This window comes from Allobosea sp. 2KB_26 (assembly GCF_052115715.1).
GTDB lineage: Bacteria > Pseudomonadota > Alphaproteobacteria > Rhizobiales > Beijerinckiaceae > Allobosea.
The window spans coordinates 1-21873 of record NZ_JBFRHE010000025.1 but is presented as its reverse complement, the minus strand read 5'-3'; the positions used below and the strand labels follow the sequence as shown (position 1 = coordinate 21873).

Genomic DNA, 21873 nt, shown 5'->3' with positions numbered 1-21873 from the left:
TTTCTTCAAGAGCGGAGTTACTTGCTCGCCGCCTTGGCGGAGTTAACCTGTTTGGAGAAATCGGATGCGGATTGCGCAAGTTGCACCGCTGGCGGAGTCGGTTCCGCCCCGAATGTACGGCGGCACCGAGCGGGTTGCGTCCTGGCTTACTGAAGAACTCGTTCGGCAAGGCCATCACGTCACTCTGTTTGCGTCGGGCGATTCAACGACGTCCGCCGAGCTTGTCGCTTGCGCTCCGCAGGGCTTGCGACTTGCTGGTATTCGCGATCACACCGCGAGCCACCTTGCTATGCTGGCCAAGGTCCGGGAACGTGCCGCGTCGTTCGATATCATCCATTTCCATCTCGATCTGCTGCAGCATGAGGTCTTCACAGATCTCGCCCATAAATGCGTGACCACGCTTCACGGCCGCTTGGACCTCTCCGATTTTCTCCAGGTCTACGAGGCTTATCCCCAGATGCCGCTGATATCGATTTCCGATTGCCAGCGAAAACCGATGCCTGCAACTGCGAACTGGCTGGCGACAGTTCACCACGGCTTAGGCCCGGGCCTTTGTCCGTTCGACAGGCGGGGAGGGGACTACCTGGCTTTCCTTGGCCGCATCGCGCCGGAAAAGCGACCGGATCGGGCAATCGAGATCGCCAAGCGTGCCGGCATGCCCCTCAAGATCGCGGCGAAGGTGGATCCTGTTGATGAGGAATATTTCAGAACCCGAATCATGCCGCTGCTCGATCATCCCTTGATCGAGTTCATCGGGGAGATCGACGAGGTGCAAAAATCTGCGTTCCTCGGCGGCGCGCGTGCTCTGCTGTTTCCGATCGATTGGCCCGAGCCGTTCGGGCTTGTGATGATCGAAGCGATGGCGGCAGGAACGCCGGTGATCGCCTGGCGCAACGGTTCCGTGCCCGAAGTCGTCAAGGACGGGGTATCCGGGATTCTTGTCGACTCGATCGCCGAAGCCGTCGCAACTGCCCAACACAGCGGTGCGATCGATCGCTTCGCGGTGAGGCAGCATTTCGAAAACCATTTTACCGCCGCGCGGATGGCGACAGACTATCTCGATGCCTTCAATCGATTGCTGGATTCGTCGAGCGAGTCTCGAAAGGCCGCAGAATAGACGCAGAGACGTGAATCAATCCGCTTGACCCTGTCTGATCTCCAGCGCTGAGGAGCAGGGGATGGATGATCAAAGCGTCGCTTCAAGCGAGCGCCAAATCCCGCTGCGCTGCGCAGGTAATTCATCAGAAATCTGACACGACGATTAATGTCACGCTCTCCTTCGCAATTCGATTCAATCCCAAAGGGTCCAATGATTTCAGCTTGGTCTTGAAACATATCGCGTCCTCGGTTCTACAGTCGTGGCAGATGACCCCTGCCGCGGGTGCGGACACTTTTATTCATCCAAACCGGAAGCATCTTGCCGAAGTTATCGCGGCTCACTGGTTGTTTCCGATGATGCGGTCGGCCGGATAATATTGACCTTAGACGCCTTGAGCTTGCGATTGCCGTGAACGACGTCAGCCCACCTGCAATGGCCGCGGCCAGTGCCACACCGGTCTTTGAAAATGTGGCACGTAAGAAAGGCGCGTCAGTCTCCAGGGACGCCTTTGCAGCCGGCAGCGTCGAGGCCGGCCGCCCGCGGATATAGAATGCAAATCCAACGCAAACGCCCGCCGTGACGAGCAGGGCGCCTGCGACGCTCAAGCTTGCGCTGATTGGGCCATACCGAAACGCCAGCCAGCTGTGCGCCGCATCGAGAGTGTAGGCGGTCGCAAAAACAACCAGCAACACAGCACATACCATGAGGGCGTAGGCAATCACCTTTTGTTTGATCGCCGCGGCGAGAGGCGCAACCAATGTGGCGATTAGCGATCCCATGAGCTATTTCGCCGCCCACAAGCCGACTAGCAGGCCCGCGGCTGCCGCCCAGCCAAGTGCTCTAAGAGGCCGAGCCCGAATCTCGTCCATCAGCATTTCCTGGAGTTCCGTCACGCGCCGTTCAGCGATTTCTGCCATTTCGTCTGTATTGACACCCACGGAACGCAAATTTTCTGAAACGGTGCTGCCAGCATCCCTCAGTGATTGAGCCATTTCGGCGCCTTGGGATGCCGAACGGGGCCGGGAGCCGGTTTGTCTCTTGGACGTGGCCATGACGGTCTCCAGGTTGGCGGCAACATCGATGTGAGCCTAACGACCTGCGCCCGTCCCTGTTCCCTTGGTCCTGCTGAAAGCATTCAGCAGCAAATATTCGGGTCATCCTTTGCGATCGGCCGCATCGGCGCCACGCATGCCAATCGGCATCGGCGCACCTGTTGTGGTGTCGAGATAGGTTTGGCGTTCGGCTTCTGAATTTAATTCGGCGCCAACGAGAACGATCGTCGCGGACAACCACATCCAGGTGAGCAGGCCGATCACTGCGCCGATTGCGCCGTAAGTTTTGTTGTAGTCTTCGAAGTTCGCCACGTACCAGGAAAACAACATCGATGCGACCAGCCAGCCAATGGCTGCAAAGCAGGCGCCCGGACTGACCCAGTTCCATTGCGCCTCGTCGCGGCTCGGCCCGCAGCGGTACAGGACTGCTAGCGCAAGAAGGAGAAGTCCGACGAGGGCTGGCCAACGGCCCAATGTGACGAGCCATTCTGCGGCGCCGCCGAGGTGGGAGTAATCCAGGATTACGGGAATGAGAGCGACCGCTCCGAGAGCGGCAAGCGAAAACACCAGGATCCCAAGGGTGAATACCAGCGACACAAGGTTCAGCTTGATAAAGCCTCGTTTTTCGTCTTCGCCATAGGCGACGTTCAGGGCGTCAAATAGCGCTTTCACTCCAGCATTTGCACTCCAGACGGCCAAGCCAAAACTGATTACGAAGGCAAAACCAAGCTTTGTTTCGCCGCCGGCTGCGATACGGCCGACCTGTTCACGAAGGAAATTCGTCGCCCCAGCGGGCAAAAATCCGTCCAGCATATTGAGCTGATCGGCGATTGTGCTCGGATCGGCGGCGAGTCCGTAGAGCGAGACGAATGCGGTTAGTGCCGGGAACAGGGCGAGCAGCCCATAGAAAGTCACACCTGCCGCGACTGCCTGGACCCGATCACGCTCAACCTCGTGGTAGGTGCGACGAGCAATGTCAGACCAACCTTTCGCTGGAATTTCCGTCGGGACGGCCGCACTTTCTCCGGCTTTGGTGTCATGCGCGACCTTCTTCGCGTAGGCATCGTCCCGGGCGCTCCTTTCGGAACGTTCAAAGCGAGAAATCGCATACGCAGACAAGAAGCCCAGTAGGAGGGCTAGCGACACGTCCCTGAGCGCACGTTCATACCGCAACAGCATATCCTCCGTGCGGGGACCAACGCCAACACGCTCGAAATGTTGCGGACCTAGCATTCTTTTGCGTGTGAACACCCGGTTCGCGCCGGACGGGAGAGCGAATTCGGCGTTGCTTAGTGGACAATCACGGTAGCTATCGCGGCGACGGACAGGAGCAGGGTGGCGGCCCACGCTTAGCGAGTTCGTCGAGATGCTTGCGATCGCGGTCTTCCGTCATCGCCGCAACGAACCGATAGAGGTCACGTTGCTTGAAATGATAAAAGCGCTCAACGACAACCTGTCGATGTACGCATTGCTGACGCGCCCGGGACTCGGGCTAGCCGGCAAGTTTCACGAGTTCCCGCCAAACGGCTTGCCCGCTGAGAAGGCGATCTACATGCCCATCGGCTTGATTTTCGCCGATCTCGCCTACTACGCCATCGCCAAAGCCGCGGCGCACGCGACGCTCGACGATGACGGGACCATTCGCTTGAAAGGAGAGAAGCCAATCATCCTGGGGGATGGGATCGTCGAGCGTTCCGCCCTGAACGTCGAAGCGATCAACCAGCGAACTGATGACCTCGCCCAAGCGGCGCGCGGCCAGATCGATTGATCGCTGTCAGGGGTATCAGCCTCGGTGCGGACAACGCGGCGCCCGACGCGGAGCATCTGTCTTGCCGTCATCAAGCTGAAGGCGTCGGGTTTGAGACTGCCGATCGCATCACTTTCATGGACGCGGACAGGATCCGACAGCGGGCGGCCCCCTGTAACCCTGGCATATCTCAATGTTGGCTCCTCGCGCCAAAAACATCTGCTATCGCGTACGATCGATGACATCCGACTGCGCGACCAACGGCGGTCAATCGCGCCGGAATCTCAATAGCCGTCGGCGTCTTTGAACTGCTGCTCCAACGCCGCGGCTCGACCCTTCAGTGCGGGATCGCTCGTCTCGCGAGCCAATCTCTCCGTTCTCGATCGGGCGTCCGCGTAGTCCATGAAGTAGCGCAACGTCGTCTCAGCGCAACATAGGCGCCTCCCGCAAAGGTTCGGCAGGTTGTGCGTCAGTTGCGGCGAGCGGATGCGTCAAAAAGGCAAATTATGGTTCCACTCACACCGAATATTCGCGTGGACAGGCTATTTTGAGCGGGGTGGCAGAAGGTCGGTAAAGAGCAGGGTTCCGGTTTGTCACAAGTGGATTTGCCGTTCACGTTGCCCGGCAGTGCGACGTCGTAAAGCCGCAAGTGCTTTGGAGTCGACAGCAGTTCGAGCGGGAAAGCCCGAGATGTGGCCCCGCATCAATGAGAGGGACGCTAAGCTCAGGCTGGCGTCCTTCTAGAGATTGCGGAACTCGACCTACAATCGCGGCAACACTATGCCCCGATTTTCAATTTGTGAAGAGAGAGGCATGGTGTTTCCGCAGGCGCTAGCATAAGCCTTTGAAATTGTTCAATCTCGGTTTGTGGATTCCGCGGTTAAGTTCCGCAATCTGAGGGATAGTACTTCCGCGGAATCATGCGCGCAGATCGCGCGCATTAAGGCCAGATCGGCAGACGAGGCCGCGCGGGGCAGATAATAGACGCTGCCCCGGCTGATCCCGAGCGCCCTGGCTTGCCGGTTGAGCGGCAGATCGTGCGCGCGGTCGATCATCGCTTTGCGCTCAGAAGGCCTGCCTTGCCCAGCGCACCGGACAAAAAATCGGTCTCCAGCGTCAACTCTCCGATCTTCGCATGCAGCGTCTTCACGTCGATAACGGGCGCGGCCGGCTCCGACTTCGCCTCGGACCCGAACACGCCGACGGCCCCGTCAAGAAGCTGGCTGCGCCATTGCGTGATCTGGTTGGGGTGGACGTCGAACTGCTGCGCCAGGTCGGCCAGCGTCTTCGCGTCCTTGATCGCCGCCAGCGCGACCTTCGCCTTGAAAGCCGGGCTATGGTTCCGGCGCACGCGTCTCGTCATATCCGCTCCTGTTCACGACAATCCTGCCGCGCTCAGGCCGAAAATCCACCTACGCCCGATGTCCAGATGTCCCAAGCCAGCTCTCCGCAGAACACAAAGTGCTTGCAGTGTTCGCTAGGCATCAGCCTTTTGCCGATCGAGGCTCAGTGCTCCGGCAAACCTGCCGCGAGAAGTGCTTTCGCAAGCAACGCGGCCGCGGCCAACAAGATTGGGCTTGCATTTCTGATGGGCAGGAGGACATTTTCCAGGTTCGAACCCGGCCGCAACGCCATGCCTTGATCCATGGCTGATCTCGCTTCAGCCGGCCGTCCCAGGCCTATATAGGCGGCAGACAGCAGCATGTGGCTGCGTCCCGTCGCCGGGGTGATGGCGATGGACTTTTTCAGCCATGGCAAGGCGTCTTCGCTGCGACCCATCAACAGATAGGTCCTCCCCACATTGAGCTTCCATGTCCAGCGCGAGACCTGCGGCGTGTCGTAACTGTCGGCCCGCTTGAACGAGGCCAGCGCCTCCTCGAAGCGGCCCGCCTGGAGCTGGGCGAGACCCATATGCGTCAGCGCGGGTGCGTGCCAAGGATTCAAGGCCAACGCCCTGGCGCAGACAACAAGGCTCTCGGTGAATTCATTGGTGGCGCTGAGGAGCCGGCAAGAGGCGTCGAGGACGGGTATGCTGGTCGGTTTGATCCGCAAGGCGCGTTTCAGGATCGATCCCGCGTGGGCCTCGGCGGCAGCGCTCTCTGTCGGATCGTACCAGATCATCTGAACGCCGCGCATCTGAAGGGCTGCCAGAGCGATGGCGAGATCGACATTGTCGGGATCCTCGGCCAGCGCCTTTTCCAGCATCGCCTGCGAGGTCGCAAAGCGCTCTCGCGACGTGTGGATGATGGACGCGGAGGCCTGCTCGATCACGACCTTGGCGCCGCCGGCCAATGAGCGACCCTCGTGAGTGTCGGCATTGACGAGCGCATTGATGCGCATCGCCAGCGGATAACCGACGCCGGCAACGAGCCGGGACTGCTGCAACGCCAGATCGGCCTCATCGATGACCACCGAGACCGGCGCGGTCCAGATGATCTCCCCGGTCGCCGTCCGGGTCATGCGCGCCTGCGCCTCCCAGGACCGTTCGGTTTTGCGGAGCTCGCCGGTCACGATGAAGTCCGGCTGCTGCGATGTCTGCGGCGCCACGACGCTGATGGTGTCTATCTGCGCCAACCCGTCCGCGAGGCGGGTCGTCACGATCGCCGCCATCGCCTTGTCCTCGTCGCCGGCGGCGATCGGCATCACCGCGATCGATGGCGGCCGCCCCGCCATGAGGCGCCCTGGAGCAAGCATCATCATGATGATGGTGAGGGCGAGGATGCAGCCGAGCCCGGCGGTCGCGACGGCAGCGCGGCGGCGGCGCACGAAGCGGCGCCATGACGAGGCGGGGACGAGCGCAGGACCGGTTTGCGTCGCGCTGCGTAGCGCAGGGTGCGCGGCCTGCGCTACGCGCGTGGCAGGCTCGGCAGAGACCTCGGCCTCGAACAGATACCCGCTGCCGGAGACGACGCGGATCACCTCGCGCCGATCGTCGCCGAGCGCGGTCCTGATCTCCCGGATGCATTGAAACAGGTTGTCTTCGCCGACATGGACGTTGGGCCAGACGGCGTCCATCAGCTCCCGCTTGCTGAGCACGCGCCCGGGATTGGTGGCGAAGAGGACCAGCATGGCCAGGGTTTTGGGGCGCAGCTTCACGGCTTCGCCGGCGGGTCCACGCAACGTGGCGCGCCGCCGGTCCAGTTCAAACCCGGCGAACCGCAGCAGCATGCCTTCGATCACCCCGATTGTTTCATAGAGCGGTTCCCCGGCCCGGAGGTTCGCTGAAATGAGAATACCAGAAAACTTTCAGAAAATGTGCAGCCGCCTTTCAGGACGAGGCGGTTGGCGAAACCGTATCTTCGTGTGCGTGACGGCGTCCAAATCCAGATGGTTCGATTGGCGGGAATCCGCAGGCCGTGGCCTTGATGCCGGCCCGAACCGGGGAAGCGAAACGATCGACCCGTGGCGATGGAAGCCGACCAGGTTTTGGCGCATCCTGCCCTTGGCACCTGCGTCCGCAGGCAGGCAGAGGCGCTGATGCAGCTCCATCAGGCCAGCCCCCGCTTGGCGTCGCCCTTCGCGACGCAGCAGCGCTGGCTGATGTCGCAGGCCGCGCTGGCGCAATATTTCCGCAACGAAGCCGCCGCGGCCGGCAGCGGGCTGTTGGCACAGCGGGTCGTCGACATCGCCCTGCGTCACGGCCTCGCCAGCCGCAACACCGCAGCGGCCTTCGTCAGCGAGATGCTCAAATACGACATCGTCCGCCACATCGCAGGCAGCGCGGGCAACCGGGCGCGGCCGTTCGAGCCGTCGCCTCGGACGCTTGCCATGCTGCTGCACTGGCTCGCTCTCCATCTGGCGACCCTGGACGCGCTCGATGGCGGGCAGCGGTCGGCCGCGCTGGCCGCCCAGCCGGCGCTTCTGCCACTGATCCAGCCGCTGATCGCCGATGGCCTGCTGGCCTCGCGAGAGGTTCGCAAGCCGAGCCGGACGTTTTCGCTGTTCACCTGGGTCAATGACGGGGGCGTCGTGATGGACCGCCTGATCGCCGGTTGCAGGCAGCAAGAGGACGAGACCCGAAACGACGAGGCCGGAGCCGGCGAGACCGGCTCCGGCGACAGCGACGCCGTTCTGGGCCGCGTGATGACCGACGTCACCGCGGTGTCGGGTCTCGCGCTCCGCCTCAACCTGTCGCGCACCCAGCTCGGACGCAAGCTCGCCGCCGCCGAGGCGATGGGCAGCCTCGGCTGGAGCGGGCGGCGGGGCCGCTCGCCGCTTTGGGTCTCCGTTGGCTTTCGGCACGAATATCACAAGGCGCAGTCCGTGAAGCTGGCGATCATCGATGCAGCCTTCGAGGCCTGCTTCGAGGGTGAGCACGGCCTAGGTATCAGCGATGCGGTATCTGCGTGAATTCGGCAATCGGTGGCGATGTGACCATTTTTGGGGGTCGGCCGGTTTCGGCCGCCCGAATGCTATGCCGCTCGAAACCCGCTCGCTATCACCGCCCGGTAGGCGCCGGTCGTGCGCTGTCGACTCGTCGCAGTGCGGCGCTGGAGTGTCCATGATCCGCCGCTTCGCCGCCCCGGGACCTTTCGCTCATCGTATCGGCCTCGTCCTGATGACGGGCGCCGCGCTTTCTGCTTCCTCTGTTCTGGCCCAGCAGGCCGTCAGCAGGCCTCCGGCTGCGGCATCTGCACCGGCGGCGGTTCCCGCTGCCGTCTCGTCCGAGCCGGGCGCGACGACGGCGAGCTTCGGCGACTGGACGCTGCGGTGCCAGCGCCTGGACGTCGACGGCAAGGCGGCGCGCGTCTGCGAGGTCGGCCAGACCATCCAGGTCCAGGGCCAGGCCGCGCCGATCGCGCAGGTCGCGATCGGCCGGCTCAAGCCCGCCGACCCGCTGCGGCTGACGGCGGTGCTGCCGGTCGGCGTCTCCTTTCCCGGCAGCGTGCAGATCGCCTCCGACGAAAAGGACGTCAAAACCCTCGACCTGCCGTGGCGGCGCTGCCTGCCGAGCGGCTGCTTCGCGGACGCCGCCCCCGACGACGACACGCTCAGGCGCTGGCGCGGCGCGAGCCAGGCCGGCCGCATCGTCTTCAAGGATGCGGCGGCGCGCGAGCTGGCGATCCCGTTGTCGTTTCGGGGCCTCGGCCAGGCGCTCGATGCGCTCGCAAGGGAGCGGGTCTGACGCATGAGCATGTGTCAGCTGCAAGGGCCCCCTGACGACGCCAAGACCCTGTCGCGCCGGCGGCGCCTGGTCGCGGCAGCCCTGATCCTCAGCCTCGGATCGTCTGGCGCCCTCGCCCAGACGGCGTCGCAGATCACGCCTGCCACGATGCGCCCGCAGGCGCCTGCACTATGCCTGCACAATGCCTCACTTCACGTTCCGTCGAGGAATGTGAAGACCGGCGCGGCGTTCACCGGCTCGCTGGCGAGTCAAAATTCGTGGCTCCGGTCCGGACGCAAGAGCCAATCCAAAAGACGTTGAGTAACGGGCGTGGTGGCCGCGCGTGGCGCGCGGGCCAAATCGCTGAGAAGTCAGGGGTGATCACGATGATGGGCAATTGCAGCAATCCAACCAGCAGATGTCGGGCCCTCGTGGCCGACGCCTCAGCGGTGGCGCTGCTCGCGGGCGTCGCGCTCGCGGCGCTGGCCGGGACGGCAGCGGCGCAGGATGCGACATGGCTGCTCAATCCCGCCACGGGCGATTTTAACACCGACGGCAACTGGACTCCGGCGACCGTGCCGACCGGCACCGCATCCTTTGGAGTGTCCAACACTATTAACCTGACATTCTCGGCCCCGACCACCACGATCGGCAGATGGACTTTCGATGCGGGAGCATCGAACTACACGTTTACCAACAATGCGCAAACGCTTGACTTCGTCGGCGCTGGCATCGTCGTCAATGGCGGTGGGCTCAGCATCACGAACAACGGGCCGCTGCAATTCCTCAACAGCAGCAGCGCCGGCGGCGCCGGGATCACGAACAACTATGTGCTGGACTTCCGCGACACCAGCAGCGCCGGCAGCAGCGCGATCACGAACAACGGTATTCTGTGGTTCTCCAGCGGCAGCAGCGCCGGCAGCGCCACGATCACAAACCCTATTGGCGCTATCCTGAAGTTCTTCGAAACCAGCAGGGCAGGCACGGCGACGATCACGAACGGCAGTCTCCTGGAGTTCCGCGGCGCCAGCAGCGCCGACGGCGCCACGATCACGAACAACAACCTGCTGGAGTTCTTCGGCAATAGCAGCGCCGGCAGCGCTGCGATCACGAACAATTCCGGCGTGCGGTTCCGCGACACCAGCAGCGCCGGCAGCGCCGCGATCACGAACAATGCCAATCTCCTGTTCTTCAACAACGCCAGCGCCGGCAGCGCCGCGATCACGAACAACAGCACGCTGGAATTCCTCAACACCAGCACCGCCGGCGGCGCTACGATCACGAACGGCAATACCCTTCGGTTCCGCGGCGCCAGCAGCGCCGACGGCGCCACCATCACGAACAACAACCTGCTGGAGTTCCTCGACACCAGCACCGCCGGCGGCGCCGTGATTACGAACAGTTCGAATCTTCAGTTCTTCAACACCGCCAGCGCTGGCAACGCCACGATCATAAACAACGACTTCGTGGGATTCAACGACGCCAGCAGCGCCGGCAGCGCCGCGATCACGAACAATGCCAATCTCCTGTTCTTCAACAACGCCAGCGCCGGCAGCGCCACGATAACGAACGCGAACGTCGCTCTTGTGCAATTTTTTGCGAACAGCACCGCCGGCAGCGCCACGATCGCGAACGACGGAAGTCTGCAGTTTCAGCTCAGCAGCACCGCCGGCAGCGCCGCGATCACGAACAACGGTTCTGTGGACTTTCTTGACGGCAGCACCGCTCTCACCGCCACGATCACAAACTTCAACACCGTGCGGTTCGGCGACACCAGCAGCGCCGGCAGCGCCACGATCACGAACACTGGTGCCGGTTCCCTGGAATTCTACGATACGAGCAGCGCCGGCAACGCCACCATCACGACGAATGCGAACGGCTCGACGACGTTCCTCAACGCCACCACCGGCGGCACGGCGCGGTTCATCCTAGAAGGCAACGGCGAACTCGACGTTTCCGGTCGCGTGGGCGGCGTCAGCATCGGCGCGCTGGAGGGAACCGGCGGGCTCGTGCGCATCGGCGGCGAGACGCTCACGGTCGGCACACGCAACACCAACGGCAGCTTCGGCGGCGTCATCCGCGACGATGGGCTTGCCGGCGGCTTGACCAAGGTCGGCACGGGCACGCTGACGCTGACGGGGACGAGCACCTATACCGGCCCGACGCAGGTCGACGGGGGCCGGCTCATCGTCGACGGCTCGCTCGCCTCGCCGGTGACGATCGGCGCGAACGGCACCTTCGGCGGCTCGGGCACGATCCCGCAACTCACCGTCAACGGCACCGTCTCGCCGGGCAATTCGCCGGGCACGCTGACCGTCAACGGCAACGTCGTCTTCGGGCCGGGCGGCGTCTACGTCGCCGAGATCGAGGGTGCGCAGGCCGACCGCATCAACGCCACCGGCACGGCGCAACTGGCCGGCACGCTGCGCCTCGTGCCGCTGGGCGGGACGTATCTGTTCAACACGCCCTACACGCTGCTTCGCGCGCAGGGCGGACGCACTGGCACGTTCGGCATTGTGCAGACGCAAGGCTCGTTCGGCGCCGGCATCACGTCGCAGGTCGCCTATACCGGCGCCGACGTGAACCTGACGCTCGCGCCGGCTCCGCTCGCGCCGATCGTCGCGGTCGGCCCGCTCGGGATCGGCAGCCCGCGCAACCCGGCCGCCGTGGCTGCCGGCTTCGACGCCGCGCTCGCGGCGGGCGCGAACCTCGACGCCTTCTTCCCGCTCTACAATCAGTCGGCGGCGAACCTGCCCGGGGCGCTCAACACCTTCTCGGGCGAAGTGCATACGTCGGCCGCCGCCATGGGCTTCGACGTGTCGGGGCGCTTCCTTTCGACCATGCTCGACCCGTTCGCGCTCGGTCGGCGCGGGCAAGCGGGGAGCGCGATGGGCGCGCCCTCCTTCTACGCCGCCGAGCAATACGCGAAGGCGCCCGGTCCGCTTGACCGTATCGGCCGCACCTCGCTCGACGTCGCCGCACCCGATCCGCGCTATTCCGTCTGGGGCAGCGTCTTCGGCGCGACCGGCCACGTCGATGGCAGCGCGGGCGTCGGCTCGGCCAGGCGCGACAGCGACCATGCCGGCGTCGCCGTCGGCGCCGACTGGCGCTTCGATCCCAATGCCGCCATCGGCTTCGCGGTCTCGGGCGCCAAGGCCAATGCCTCGCTCGCCAGTGGCCGGGGCTCGGCCGAGGCCGACGCCTTCCAGGCCGGCCTCTACGGCATGGCGCGCGCCGGCGCATTCTCCTTCGGGGCCTCGGCCGCCTATAGTTGGCTCGACGTCGAGGCGCGCCGCACCGTGCCGGTGCTGGGCTTCCAGCCGCTTTCGGCCAAGTATGGCGCCCACGGCTTCGGCGTGCGCGCCGAGGCCGCCTGGGAGGCGCTGCGGTTTGGCGGCATGACGCTCTCGCCGACCACCGCGATCCAGGCGCAGTCGATCCGCACCGACGCCTTCCGCGAGACCGCCGCCCCCGGCGCGGCCGCGGGCGTCGCCGCGCTCGCCGTGAACGGACGCACGTCGAATGCGGTGCGCACCGAGTTGGGCCTGCGGCTCGACGCCGACTTCCGCGCCGGCGCGACCTACCTGACCGCGTTCGGCAGCGTCGCCTGGGCGCATTATCTCGAGCGAGACATGACGATGTCGGCCTCGATCGCGGCGCTGCCGGCTGCGAGTTTCGTCGTGGAGGGCGCGCGCCGCGACCGCGACGCGGCGCTCGTCGGCCTTGGCCTCGACATTCGCCTGACGCCCGCCGTCAGCATCACGGCGCGGGCCGACGGCGCCTTCTCCGCCAACTCCGGCGAGATTGGCGGCTCGGCGGCCTTGCGCGTCCGGTTCTGACCAAATGGCGTTTGCGAAGGGGCGCAGGGCGCGCTACTGATTGGCCATGAACGAGAATGGCACATGACCGGGACCGGGGGCCGGATATTGCGTGCCTGTTCCCCCCGATTTCGGTCGGGGTCGTTTGCTCTTTATCGATCAATTCCGCGAGCCTGTCTTTTATCGCGAAGGGACACGCGACCAAGATGAACCCTGACCGTCGCGATTAACTCGCGCCTCTTGGTTGGCGCGTCGTCCTAGCCCAGCATGAGATGCCGGCCAAGCATCAGCCAAACCGGCTGCAAGAGATCCAGCCGTAGCCATGCCAACGCCTCTCGCAACAACCGCACCGCCTTCAGCGCACGGCTTGCCACGTCCGCTCTGGCGCAGGATCCACAACGGCGATCAGCCAGGCTTGATCGCACGATAGACGAGCTCAAGGTCGGATTGGGCTTGAGGCGTCACCTCCGCGAGATCCAGCAGCGGCTTGCCGAACATCCGTTGAAAGACCGCGTCGAGGAGTTGGTGCATAATCCGGCAGGGGTCGAGCGGACAGCCGCCCGGCGCAGTGCTTGGGCACTCGGATCATTCGCTGCCCGCAACCACGCGATTCGATGCTGTTTGGAAAACAGAGCGACGCCCGCTAGTGCCGGGCGTCGCCTCTCGGATTGCGGAACTCGACCTACAATCGCGGCAACACTATGCCTCTCTTTTCAAAAGGGCCGAAACACATACGGCGTTCGGATTGTGGCTCCGCGTGTGTCCCATTTTGGACAGCTGCCGACGCGAACCAACAAAATTGCGGTCGCTTTTTTGCAACTGCGGCAAACTTCGGTATTCCCCAGCTACGACATTCGCCGCGGTTCGGCAGCTCAGAGCCATCAATTTCGCTTGCCTCGCGCCCGCGACAGAGATCGGCCAAGAGATCGGCCAAGAGACCAGCCATTCTCCATGGAAACTCATTTGATTATAGGCTATCGAGCCCTCTCGAAATCCAATCGAGATCGGCCAAGATGATGCCCATCGAGAGCCCGAGCCGTATTGAACCAGCCCTTTTGGACGAACCTACGGCTGCGATCGCCGACGCTATCGCTGAGCTGTCCGCAGCCGCAGCAACACTCGGTCGGTCCCTGCACCCGCGCACCGCGGCCAACCTGGCCGATCTCGTGCGCATCATGAACACGTACTACAGCAATCTAATCGAGGGCCACGATACACGTCCGCGCGATATTGAGCGGGCATTGGCAGGTCAATTCGATGAGGATGAAGGTCGTCGCAACCTGCAGATTGAGGCGGCGGCTCATGTCCGCGTTCAGGCCGAGGTCGATCGGGTGGCAGCGGCCAATGCGCTCCCCGCGCCCGCATCAGCCGAGTTTCTGAAATGGCTTCATCGCGAATTCTATCGCGGCGCCCCGGAAGCAATGCTCACCATCCGCGGCAGAGATCGGCAAATTCGAATGGATCCCGGCGAGTGGCGGTCACGACCCGAAGAGGATGTCGAGGTTGGCCGGCATGTGCCGCCTTCAAGCGAGCGCGTCGGTGATTTCATGGCATATTTCGAAAACCGATATCGGCTCACTACGTTGGGCAGAGCAGGGCGGATCATGGCGCTGGCGTCTGCCCATCACCGCTTCAATTACATCCACCCGTTTCCCGATGGGAATGGGAGAGTGAGCAGGCTCATGAGCCATGCCATGGCCAGCGTCGCCGATGTGGGGGCCCACGGCCTCTGGTCGATCTCGCGAGGATTGGCCCGAGGCCTAGAGAGCCGCGCGGACTACAAGCGAATGATGGCCCATGCGGATACGCCGCGGCAGGGCGATCGCGATGGGCGAGGGAACTTGTCCGAGGCCGCGCTGAAGGAATTCGTTTTGTGGTTCCTGAGGGTGTGTCTCGACCAAGTGACCTTCATGAGCGAGCTGTTCGACCTGAATGGCTTGGCTGATCGGCTCCGAAGGCACGTGGCCGGCCATCGGAATCTGAAGCCTGAGGCTTCGCGGCTGCTTGAGGAAGCACTGATACGAGGGGAGTTCGAGCGAGGTGAGATCGAACGGATCACCGGACTGCCGGAGCGGACTGCCCGGCGCATCCTGGCAGACCTGCTCAGCTTAGGGCTGTTGGGATCGGAAACACCAAAAGGAAAGGTGTCGCTTCGCTTCCCGGCTGATGCACTCGAGGATCTGTTCCCCCGCCTTTACCCTCGCACCTAATTATCGCCTGAAATGGTGCGGATTCCAGCCGAAGTGCGACAGGCTGGGTTCGAGGCTAGGCGATCATCCGGTCTCCCGTAAACCCACGGCGAAGATCTCGGCCGGCGTGCGGTAGCCCAGACACTTGCGCGGCGTGGTGTTGAGTTGGTGACAGATCTCGCGCAAGCGACGGTCGCGCACTCCTACCAGGTCGGTGCTGCGCGGCAGATGGCGCCGCAGTCGCCGGCTGGTGTTCTCGACTGAGCCCTTCTGCCAAGGAGCGCTCGGATCGCAGAACCAGGTCTCGGCGCCAAGCCCGTCCTTCAGCCGGCGCCAGGCCGTGAACTCAGTGCCACGATCGAAGGTAAAGCTCTGGCGTGCCCCGGCTGGAAGTGGCGCCAGCGCCTCGATGATCTGCTCCATCAACGGAGCCGACTGGCGGTCCGGATTCTTCATCAGCAGCGTGTAGCGGCTGGTCCGCTCGACCAGCGAGGTGACGTTCATCTTGCCAAATTCTCGCCGAAAGATCAGCAAATCGCCCTCCCAATGCCCGAATTCCTGCCGTGCACCGATCCGGGCAGGGCGGCTGGCAATGCTGTTCTGCAGCGGAATCGACACGCCGCGCGGCTTGCGAGCCCCGCGCCGCCGGCGAGCCCGGCGCTGTTCAGGCAGGTACTGAGGTAGTCCCAGGTTCCTGCCTTCGGCGCTGTAGGCGAACTGGTAGATCGTCTCGCAACAGACCCGGACCGAACTCAGTCCATCGCGCTTCAGGCGCCCCGCAATCTGCTCTGGTGACCAGCCATGTTTCATTCGATCGACGATGCTGTGTCGCAAGGCGGAATGGCGCAGCAGCTTGCGCTGACGCTGCCGCCGATCCCTGGCCAGGTCCTGTGCCGTGACCGGAAAATACCCGTCATAGGTCTTGTGCTCCGGGTCGACCCAGGCGTTGCGCCTCAGCTCCCGAAAGATCGTCGAGCGGTGCCGGCCGAGCTCGCGTGCGATCGCATCGACTGACAGCTTCTTGGCATGCAGCCGGTAAATCCGGCGGCGCTCATCCAGATCGAGATGCAGGTAAGCGCAGGCCATTCAGAACACTCCAGGCGTAACTCACTGATTTCTCTCATGAGTCGCACTTGGAAATGGAATCCACCCCGCCTACAGATCCGATTCGCAGAACCGTTATTATGGATCTTAACTATTTGATTTAAATCACTTTTACGATTATTCTAGCATCGCTATCGCGGATCGCGACCACCGACGACAAGGTCTACGCGGTGGGCGCGTTGCCGTATTCCGGAAGGGTTGTCAGCCGCCGAGCCAGGACAAGTCATCGAGCACCGTGCCCTGCCCACGATCGCGCCGCTCGGCCTTCACCTCGACGACTGACCGACGGTCGCCGTCCGTTTGCCAAAACGACAACTCTCGTTTGGGCTGGTCGATCACCAGCACCGATAGCCGACCGCTGGAACATCCGCCCGTATCCATCGAGATGCGGTTTTCCGTGACGACAGGTCGGCCCTCTTCCATGACGGCATGCCCGTGGACCACGACCCGATCCAGGCTGCCGTGGTGATCGAGAAACGGCTCTCTGATCCAGAGCAGGTCCTTCGGCGCTTGCTTGGCGATAGGTGCGCTGGGGCGGATGCCAGCATGTACGAAAAGTATTGGGTCCTCGTCGAAGATGAAAATGGACTGCCGGAGCAGATGCAGATGATCGGGATGATGCTTGAGGATGAACTGCCGCGCGGGATCCATGTCGAGGCCGCAGTAGGAGTCGAGGGTCTGCCTGCCACCATCGTGAAACCAAGAATAGAGGTCCCTCCGGTCATCCTCCAGGAACCGAAGGAACCAGTCGTCGTGGTTCCCACGAACGAAGGTCGACCCTGGATGGTCGGAGAGCACACGCCCGAGGATGTTGAGGCAACCCTTGCTGTCACGCCCTCTGTCGACGATGTCGCCGAGGAAAACGATACGCGGCAGCCGTCCCCGGCGTACGGCGTCACGTTCCACGAAATCGATGATGGCGGTGAGAAGGTCTGAGCGACCGTGCACGTCGCCGATCGCGTAGGTAAGAGGCATGGACATCACGATCGACATTACACTGATCTGGCCGATTCTGGAGCCCGGCACCGCGCCCCGCATCGCAAATTCAGCAATCACGCTACAGCAGCATCGCCGCGCTCAGCCTTATGTACGCCGGGCTCGGCGCTGCACCGCCCACTCTCAGACCGGAACCGTCCGAGGAGCCCGATCAGCCAGACGCGGAGGAGATGGATCGCGCGGCAAGGCGCTGCCTCGCAAAGGCGCAGGCCAAAGCACAGCGGCCTGGTCCCACACCGCGCAAAACGCTCGGATACTGCATCCCGGAAATCTCGCGCGCTGGCCGTCGCAGCCTGGGCTACAAATAAGCCCATGACCTTCGATTCGAACGCTCTCTGAAAGGACCCCAATGACCGAAACGAAAACCTTCCGCCTCTACTGGCTCACCGGCGAAACCGAGATCGTGCGTGGTCCGACCATCACCGCGGCGATGAACAGCGCCGGCTACGGCGGCGGCGCCGTCGCAGCCCTCGACTTCTACAAAGAGGGTGAGGAGCCCACCTATCAGTGGGACGCCGCCAAAAAGACCTGGATCCAGAATCCGGAGCCGGCGGACGCCGCCAACTGACGCTAACGTCCGTTCTGGAGCAGCCCAATGCGAGGTCGATCAATCGTAACCGCTGTTTTCGGGCCACGGCCTCGAGCGGCTGCGGCGCGTAGGCCCAGGGCAGGTCGTCGATCTGGCTCATGGCCGCTCAGCCAACTCGTAAGCTGACCAGAGCCTGGAGGGCCTTGGAATGGCGGGCGGCGTCCGATGCTGCGCGATGTTCGACGGGCCCGGCAAGCTCCAACATTGTTGTCCAAGCATCGAATGTCCTTTCGGGATCTAGCTCACGTTCCGCGATAATGCCTCGGACGACAGTGTCGACCGGCTTCAGATCGAAGGGGCACGGCCTCGCAACGGCATCGTACAGTTGATGCAACCAAAAAGAGTCCCATTGGACGGCGTCCGTCGCGAGAAGCTTTTCCGAGAACGCAAAGTCGAGACGTTTCACGGCATCGAGGACATCAAGCCCTTCCGAAAGCAAACGCTTTCGGGTGATCCCGTGAAGTTCACCCGACTCCTCAGACCAGATCCCGTTATAGAGCCATTCGTGCGTTGGTTTGATCAAGAAGCCCTCGCATTCTAGTAAGCCGGCTGGCGCCCAACCGATCTCGATCGGATAGCTGTCCCGCTCCAGCGCACTGGCTTCGATATCGACGAAAAGGACGGTTTTGCCGCGGAAGGTGACCATGACATCGACAATCTTTCTGCCCTGGGCCGCGGTCGTTCGGAGCGGCGTCGGGACTTACAATTCTCTTTTTTCCTGTGCTTACTAGCATTGATCCGGTCTGCCACCGACAGGCCGGCTGATATCGACTTCATCGTGGAAGGTGTTGGGGGTCATCGCAACCGCTGTTTCAGGCCACGGCCTTGAGCGGCTGGGGCGCGTAGGCCCATGGAAGCAGGTCGTCGATTTGGCTCTGAGGATGACCAGCGACGATGCGGGCGATGACGTCGCCGAGATAGGCTTGCGGGTCGACGGCGTTGAGCTTGATGAGGTGGATGGCCTCCGCTCTCGGCATCATAGTGCAGGGCGGTCGTGGCGATCGCTCACAAGGAGGGCCATCCATGGAAGAGGTCACAACGATCGGGCTTGATCTGGCGAAGCGAGTATTTCAAGTCCACGGGGCGGATGCAAAGGGTCGCCCAGTTCTTCAAAAGAAGCTGCGGCGTGAGGACGTGCTGAGCTTTTTCGCGAAGCTCCCGCCTTGCATCGTTGGCATGGAGGCTTGCGCCTCGCCGCACTATTGGGCACGCGAGATTCGTAATTTAGGTCACGACGCGAGGATGATCCCAGCCTCATACGTGAAGCCCTACGTTGCCAGGCAGAAGAACGATGCCGCCGACGCCGCGGCGATTTGCGAAGCCGTGACGCGACCGGCTGTTCGATCCGCTCCCATCAAGTCGCTCTCGCAGCAGGCCGCGCGGGTGGTACATCGCACACACGAGATACTATCGCGTCAGCGTGTTTCACTGATCAACGCGATCCGGAGCCACATGGCGGAGTTCGGCGTGATTGCGGCGGCCGGTCCTCAGCATGTTGGATCTCTCGTCGAGCGGATCTCCCATTCGGAGACGCCGCTACCTGATATGGTTCGAGCTGCCTTGAGCATTCTTGCGGATCAGCTCATCGCCCTTACCAAGCAGATCAACGAGCTCGAGGCCCAGATGCGGAAGCATTGCCGAAAGGAGCCAGAGGCAGCGAGACTGCTCACCATTCCCGGCATCGGTCCGATCACCACGAGCGCCATACTGGCCGGCGTTCCCGACATTCGAGGTTTCAAGTCTGGACGTGACTTCGCGGCTTGGCTTGGATTGGTACCGCGTCAGAACTCAAGCGGCGGCAAGGAACGATTGGGCAGGATTACCAAGATGGGTGATCGAACAATCCGACGTTTGCTGGTCATCGGGGCCATGTCCACGATCCGATGGTCGCGCAGCAAGGAGAGCTTTGCCGAGAGCTGGCTCGGAAGGATTATCGCCCGCAAACCGGTCAAACTCGCCGCGGTCGCCTTGGCGAACAAGATGGCCAGAATCATCTGGGCTGTGATGACGCGGCAGGAGACGTACCGGGCCGCATAGGAATCGACAGTCAGGAAAAGCCGAGTCCTGGCAGTCGTGGTGCAACGGCGCTGAATGGGAAGATGACGCGATAGTTGAAAGACGAGATCGGGATATCCAGCAAACCTGTAGGCGCTTCGAGCGCGAGAGCTTGTTACGGACCCGATCCGCGGATCTCATCTGGGCCGGCGAGCCGAATGTGCCGCCTTATGTAGGCCGGACACATGCAAGCCGCCGACTTATCGCTCATTGCCCAAACCAAACCCTTGCACCGCGGAGGCCATCCACACATGCAGGTCTCCACCAGCGAGGCGATGAGCGCCCAGTGCTCGCCGCCGCCGTCGCTGCCGGCAAAGAGCACATTCTTCCGGTTCAAGGCGATCGGTCGAATGGCGCGTTCGACGACGTTGGAGTCGATTTCGACGCGGCCGTCGTCGAGGAAGCGACTGAGGCCCGCCCATCGCGAGAGTGCGTAGCGGATGGCCTCGGCGAGTTTGCTCTTCTGGCTGACCAGGCCGAGCTTCGCCTTCAACCACGGTTCGAGCGCATCGACGATCGCGCGGCTTCTCACCTGGCGCATGTCGCGGCGTTCCTGGGCCGGACGGCCGCGGATCTCACCCTCGATGCGGTAGAGTTCGGCGATCCGCGCGAGCGCTTCCGTGGCGATCGGCGCGGGACCGCCTTGCGCGAGATCGTAGAACTTCCGCCGGACGTGAGACCAGCAGAAGGCCAGGCTCACGGCTTTGCGGTCGGCCAGGATCTTGTAGCCAGCGTAGCCGTCGACCTGAAGCGTGCCCATGAAGCCTTGAAGATGCCGGACCGTCTGCTCGGCCTTGCGATCCGGCGCATAGAGATAAGCCACGCCGGGCGGATCCGATCCGCCCCAGGGACGGTCGTCGCGAGCGTAGGCGAAGAGCTGGCCTGTCTTGGTTCGGCCGCGGCCCGGATCGAGCACCGGCGCCGTGGTCTCGTCTGCGAAGAGCTTGGTCGACGCCTTCAGTCGCTCGAACAGACGCTCATGCACTGGCCGCAGGAGGAAGGCTGCCTTGCCGACCCAGTCAGCCAGGGTCGAGCGGTCCAGGTTCACCCCTTGCCGGGCATAGATCTGGGCCTGCCGATAAAGCGGCAGGTGGTCGGCGTATTTGGAGACCAGAACGTGGGCGACGGTCGCCTCGGTCGGGATGCCGCCCTCGACGAGCCGGGCGGGTGCCGGCGCCTGGACCACGACCTCCTCGCAGGCACGGCAGGCGTATTTCGGCCGGCGCGTCACGATCACGCGGAACTGGGCAGGAACGATATCGAGACGCTCGGAGACGTCCTCGCCCATCACATGCAGCGCGCCCCGGCAGCACGGGCAGGTTTTCTCCTGAACGTCGATGATCTGCTCGACCCGCGGCAGGTGCGCGGGCAGCGACCCGCGGTTGGCGCGGCGCTTCCTGGCCCGCTCGGCCCGTTTGCCAGGATCGGCTGCCTCCTCACCGGCGAGGCCCTCGGCCTCGATCTGCTCGACCTCCTCGAGCCCCAGCAGCAACTGGTCGACCGGCAGGCTCTCGGCCCGGCGCCCGAACCGATGGCGCTGCAACTCCTTGATGATCTGGCGCAGCCGCTCGTTCTCGGCACGCTCCTCCGCCAGCATCGCCCGAAGCGCGATCGGATCGTTGGTCAGTGGTTTGGTTGCGTCGCTCACGAAGCCGATTCAATCAGGGATTACAGTGGCTTGCCAGCGCTTGAACGATCAACTTGCCGCGACGGGCACGCGTGTCTCGCGCCGCTCATGCACCCGTCGCCAGTCAAGGCCTTCAAGCAGTGCCTGAAGCTGCGCCGCGGTCAGCCGCACGATACCGTCGGCAATGCCGGGCCACTGGAACTTGCCGTCTTCCAGCCTCTTGGAGAACAGGCAGACGCCCGTCCCATCGAAGTAAACCAACTTGATCCGGTCGGCGCGCCGCGCCCGGAACACATAGACCGCGCCAGAGAACGGATCGGCGCCCATGCCCTCGCGCACCAACGCGGCCAAGCCCTCCGCGCCCTTGCGGAAGTCGACCGGCTTCGTCGCGATCATGACGCGGACCGCGCCGGTCGGGCCGATCACGAGCCGGCCTTCAACGCACCCAGCACCGCCGCGATCGTGGCCGGGGAGGCCCCGTTTTCGATCGTCA

The 21873-nt window shown here is 63.3% G+C and carries 15 protein-coding genes and 3 pseudogenes; 8 read left to right on the top strand and 10 right to left on the bottom strand.

The window, feature by feature from the left end:
- The first annotated feature begins 64 nt into the window (after positions 1-64).
- Positions 65-1117 carry a glycosyltransferase family 4 protein gene (locus AB4099_RS32405; protein ID WP_441481082.1) on the top strand — a complete coding sequence of 351 codons (1053 nt, stop codon included), beginning with the start codon at positions 65-67 and terminating at the stop codon, positions 1115-1117.
- Positions 1118-1350: 233 nt separating this feature from the next.
- Here the strand turns inward: AB4099_RS32405 and AB4099_RS32400 are convergent, their stop codons facing one another.
- Together AB4099_RS32400 and AB4099_RS32395 are read right to left on the bottom strand one after the other, a co-directional pair.
- Positions 1351-1878, bottom strand: coding sequence for a hypothetical protein (locus AB4099_RS32400; protein WP_441481081.1), 528 nt, complete (start codon positions 1876-1878; stop codon positions 1351-1353).
- Between the two features lie 375 nt (positions 1879-2253).
- The gene (locus AB4099_RS32395; RefSeq protein ID WP_441481080.1) at positions 2254-3324 is read right to left on the bottom strand and encodes a YihY/virulence factor BrkB family protein; all 1071 of its coding nucleotides are present in this window, start codon (positions 3322-3324) and stop codon (positions 2254-2256) included.
- 193 nt (positions 3325-3517) lie between these two features.
- Between AB4099_RS32395 and AB4099_RS32390 the strand changes: the two genes are divergently transcribed.
- A complete protein-coding gene (locus tag AB4099_RS32390) occupies positions 3518-3919 on the top strand; it encodes a hypothetical protein (protein WP_441481079.1) in 402 nt (133 codons plus the stop codon).
- Positions 3920-4827: 908 nt separating this feature from the next.
- Here AB4099_RS32390 and AB4099_RS32385 read toward each other — a convergent pair.
- Together AB4099_RS32385 and AB4099_RS32380 are read right to left on the bottom strand one after the other, a co-directional pair.
- Positions 4828-5261: pseudogene (locus AB4099_RS32385) on the bottom strand (transposase); the annotation flags it as partial.
- Positions 5262-5404: 143 nt separating this feature from the next.
- A complete protein-coding gene (locus tag AB4099_RS32380) occupies positions 5405-7066 on the bottom strand; it encodes a winged helix-turn-helix domain-containing protein (RefSeq protein ID WP_441481078.1) in 1662 nt (553 codons plus the stop codon).
- A gap of 240 nt (positions 7067-7306) precedes the next feature.
- Here AB4099_RS32380 and AB4099_RS32375 point away from each other — a divergent pair, with 240 nt between their 5' ends.
- The 4 genes from AB4099_RS32375 (at position 7307) to AB4099_RS32360 (ending at position 15030) form a co-directional block, all read left to right on the top strand.
- Positions 7307-8248, top strand: coding sequence for a hypothetical protein (locus AB4099_RS32375; RefSeq protein ID WP_441481117.1), 942 nt, complete (start codon positions 7307-7309; stop codon positions 8246-8248).
- Positions 8249-8399: 151 nt separating this feature from the next.
- Complete coding sequence (locus AB4099_RS32370; RefSeq protein WP_441481077.1) at positions 8400-9023, top strand: invasion associated locus B family protein; 624 nt, start codon at positions 8400-8402, stop codon at positions 9021-9023.
- Positions 9024-9451: 428 nt separating this feature from the next.
- The gene (locus AB4099_RS32365) at positions 9452-12841 is read left to right on the top strand and encodes an autotransporter domain-containing protein (RefSeq protein ID WP_441481076.1); all 3390 of its coding nucleotides are present in this window, start codon (positions 9452-9454) and stop codon (positions 12839-12841) included.
- A 992-nt stretch (positions 12842-13833) separates the two neighbouring features.
- On the top strand, positions 13834-15030 hold the full coding sequence (locus AB4099_RS32360; protein ID WP_441481075.1) for a Fic family protein: 1197 nt from the start codon (positions 13834-13836) through the stop codon (positions 15028-15030).
- Positions 15031-15093: 63 nt separating this feature from the next.
- Here AB4099_RS32360 and AB4099_RS32355 read toward each other — a convergent pair whose 3' ends face one another.
- Together AB4099_RS32355 and AB4099_RS32350 are read right to left on the bottom strand one after the other, a co-directional pair.
- A complete protein-coding gene (locus tag AB4099_RS32355; RefSeq protein WP_441481074.1) occupies positions 15094-16095 on the bottom strand; it encodes an IS30 family transposase in 1002 nt (333 codons plus the stop codon).
- Positions 16096-16314: 219 nt separating this feature from the next.
- Complete coding sequence (locus tag AB4099_RS32350; protein ID WP_441481073.1) at positions 16315-17169, bottom strand: metallophosphoesterase; 855 nt, start codon at positions 17167-17169, stop codon at positions 16315-16317.
- Positions 17170-17458: 289 nt separating this feature from the next.
- On the opposite strand from AB4099_RS32350, the gene AB4099_RS32345 reads away from it, so the two are divergent.
- Positions 17459-17677 (top strand): hypothetical protein, encoded by a 219-nt coding sequence (locus AB4099_RS32345; RefSeq protein WP_441481072.1) that lies wholly within the window; start codon positions 17459-17461, stop codon positions 17675-17677.
- A gap of 127 nt (positions 17678-17804) precedes the next feature.
- Here AB4099_RS32345 and AB4099_RS32340 read toward each other — a convergent pair whose 3' ends face one another.
- On the bottom strand, positions 17805-18344 hold the full coding sequence (locus AB4099_RS32340) for a 3'-5' exonuclease family protein (RefSeq protein WP_441481071.1): 540 nt from the start codon (positions 18342-18344) through the stop codon (positions 17805-17807).
- Between the two features lie 166 nt (positions 18345-18510).
- Positions 18511-18648 (bottom strand): annotated as a pseudogene (locus AB4099_RS32335) (transposase domain-containing protein); the annotation flags it as partial.
- Positions 18649-18721: 73 nt separating this feature from the next.
- Between AB4099_RS32335 and AB4099_RS32330 the strand changes: the two are divergent.
- Positions 18722-19735 carry an IS110 family RNA-guided transposase gene (locus tag AB4099_RS32330; RefSeq protein ID WP_441481070.1) on the top strand — a complete coding sequence of 338 codons (1014 nt, stop codon included), beginning with the start codon at positions 18722-18724 and terminating at the stop codon, positions 19733-19735.
- A 271-nt stretch (positions 19736-20006) separates the two neighbouring features.
- Here the strand turns inward: AB4099_RS32330 and tnpC are convergent.
- Positions 20007-21350, bottom strand: a pseudogene (gene tnpC, locus AB4099_RS32325) (IS66 family transposase); the annotation flags it as partial.
- Between the two features lie 99 nt (positions 21351-21449).
- Positions 21450-21873: IS66 family insertion sequence element accessory protein TnpB (tnpB, locus tag AB4099_RS32320; protein ID WP_441481069.1), on the bottom strand; the 424-nt coding region annotated here is incomplete at its 5' end.

Coding starts and splice junctions, on each gene's coding strand:
- AB4099_RS32405 (WP_441481082.1), top strand. CDS start 65: ATGCGGATTGCGCAAGTTGCACCGCTGGCGGAGTCGGTTCCGCCCCGA.
- AB4099_RS32400 (WP_441481081.1), bottom strand. CDS start 1,878: ATGGGATCGCTAATCGCCACATTGGTTGCGCCTCTCGCCGCGGCGATC.
- AB4099_RS32390 (WP_441481079.1), top strand. CDS start 3,518: ATGCTTGCGATCGCGGTCTTCCGTCATCGCCGCAACGAACCGATAGAG.
- AB4099_RS32380 (WP_441481078.1), bottom strand. CDS start 7,066: ATGCTGCTGCGGTTCGCCGGGTTTGAACTGGACCGGCGGCGCGCCACG.
- AB4099_RS32375 (WP_441481117.1), top strand. CDS start 7,307: ATGGAAGCCGACCAGGTTTTGGCGCATCCTGCCCTTGGCACCTGCGTC.
- AB4099_RS32370 (WP_441481077.1), top strand. CDS start 8,400: ATGATCCGCCGCTTCGCCGCCCCGGGACCTTTCGCTCATCGTATCGGC.
- AB4099_RS32360 (WP_441481075.1), top strand. CDS start 13,834: ATGATGCCCATCGAGAGCCCGAGCCGTATTGAACCAGCCCTTTTGGAC.
- AB4099_RS32355 (WP_441481074.1), bottom strand. CDS start 16,095: ATGGCCTGCGCTTACCTGCATCTCGATCTGGATGAGCGCCGCCGGATT.
- AB4099_RS32345 (WP_441481072.1), top strand. CDS start 17,459: ATGACCGAAACGAAAACCTTCCGCCTCTACTGGCTCACCGGCGAAACC.
- AB4099_RS32340 (WP_441481071.1), bottom strand. CDS start 18,344: ATGGTCACCTTCCGCGGCAAAACCGTCCTTTTCGTCGATATCGAAGCC.
- AB4099_RS32330 (WP_441481070.1), top strand. CDS start 18,722: ATGGAAGAGGTCACAACGATCGGGCTTGATCTGGCGAAGCGAGTATTT.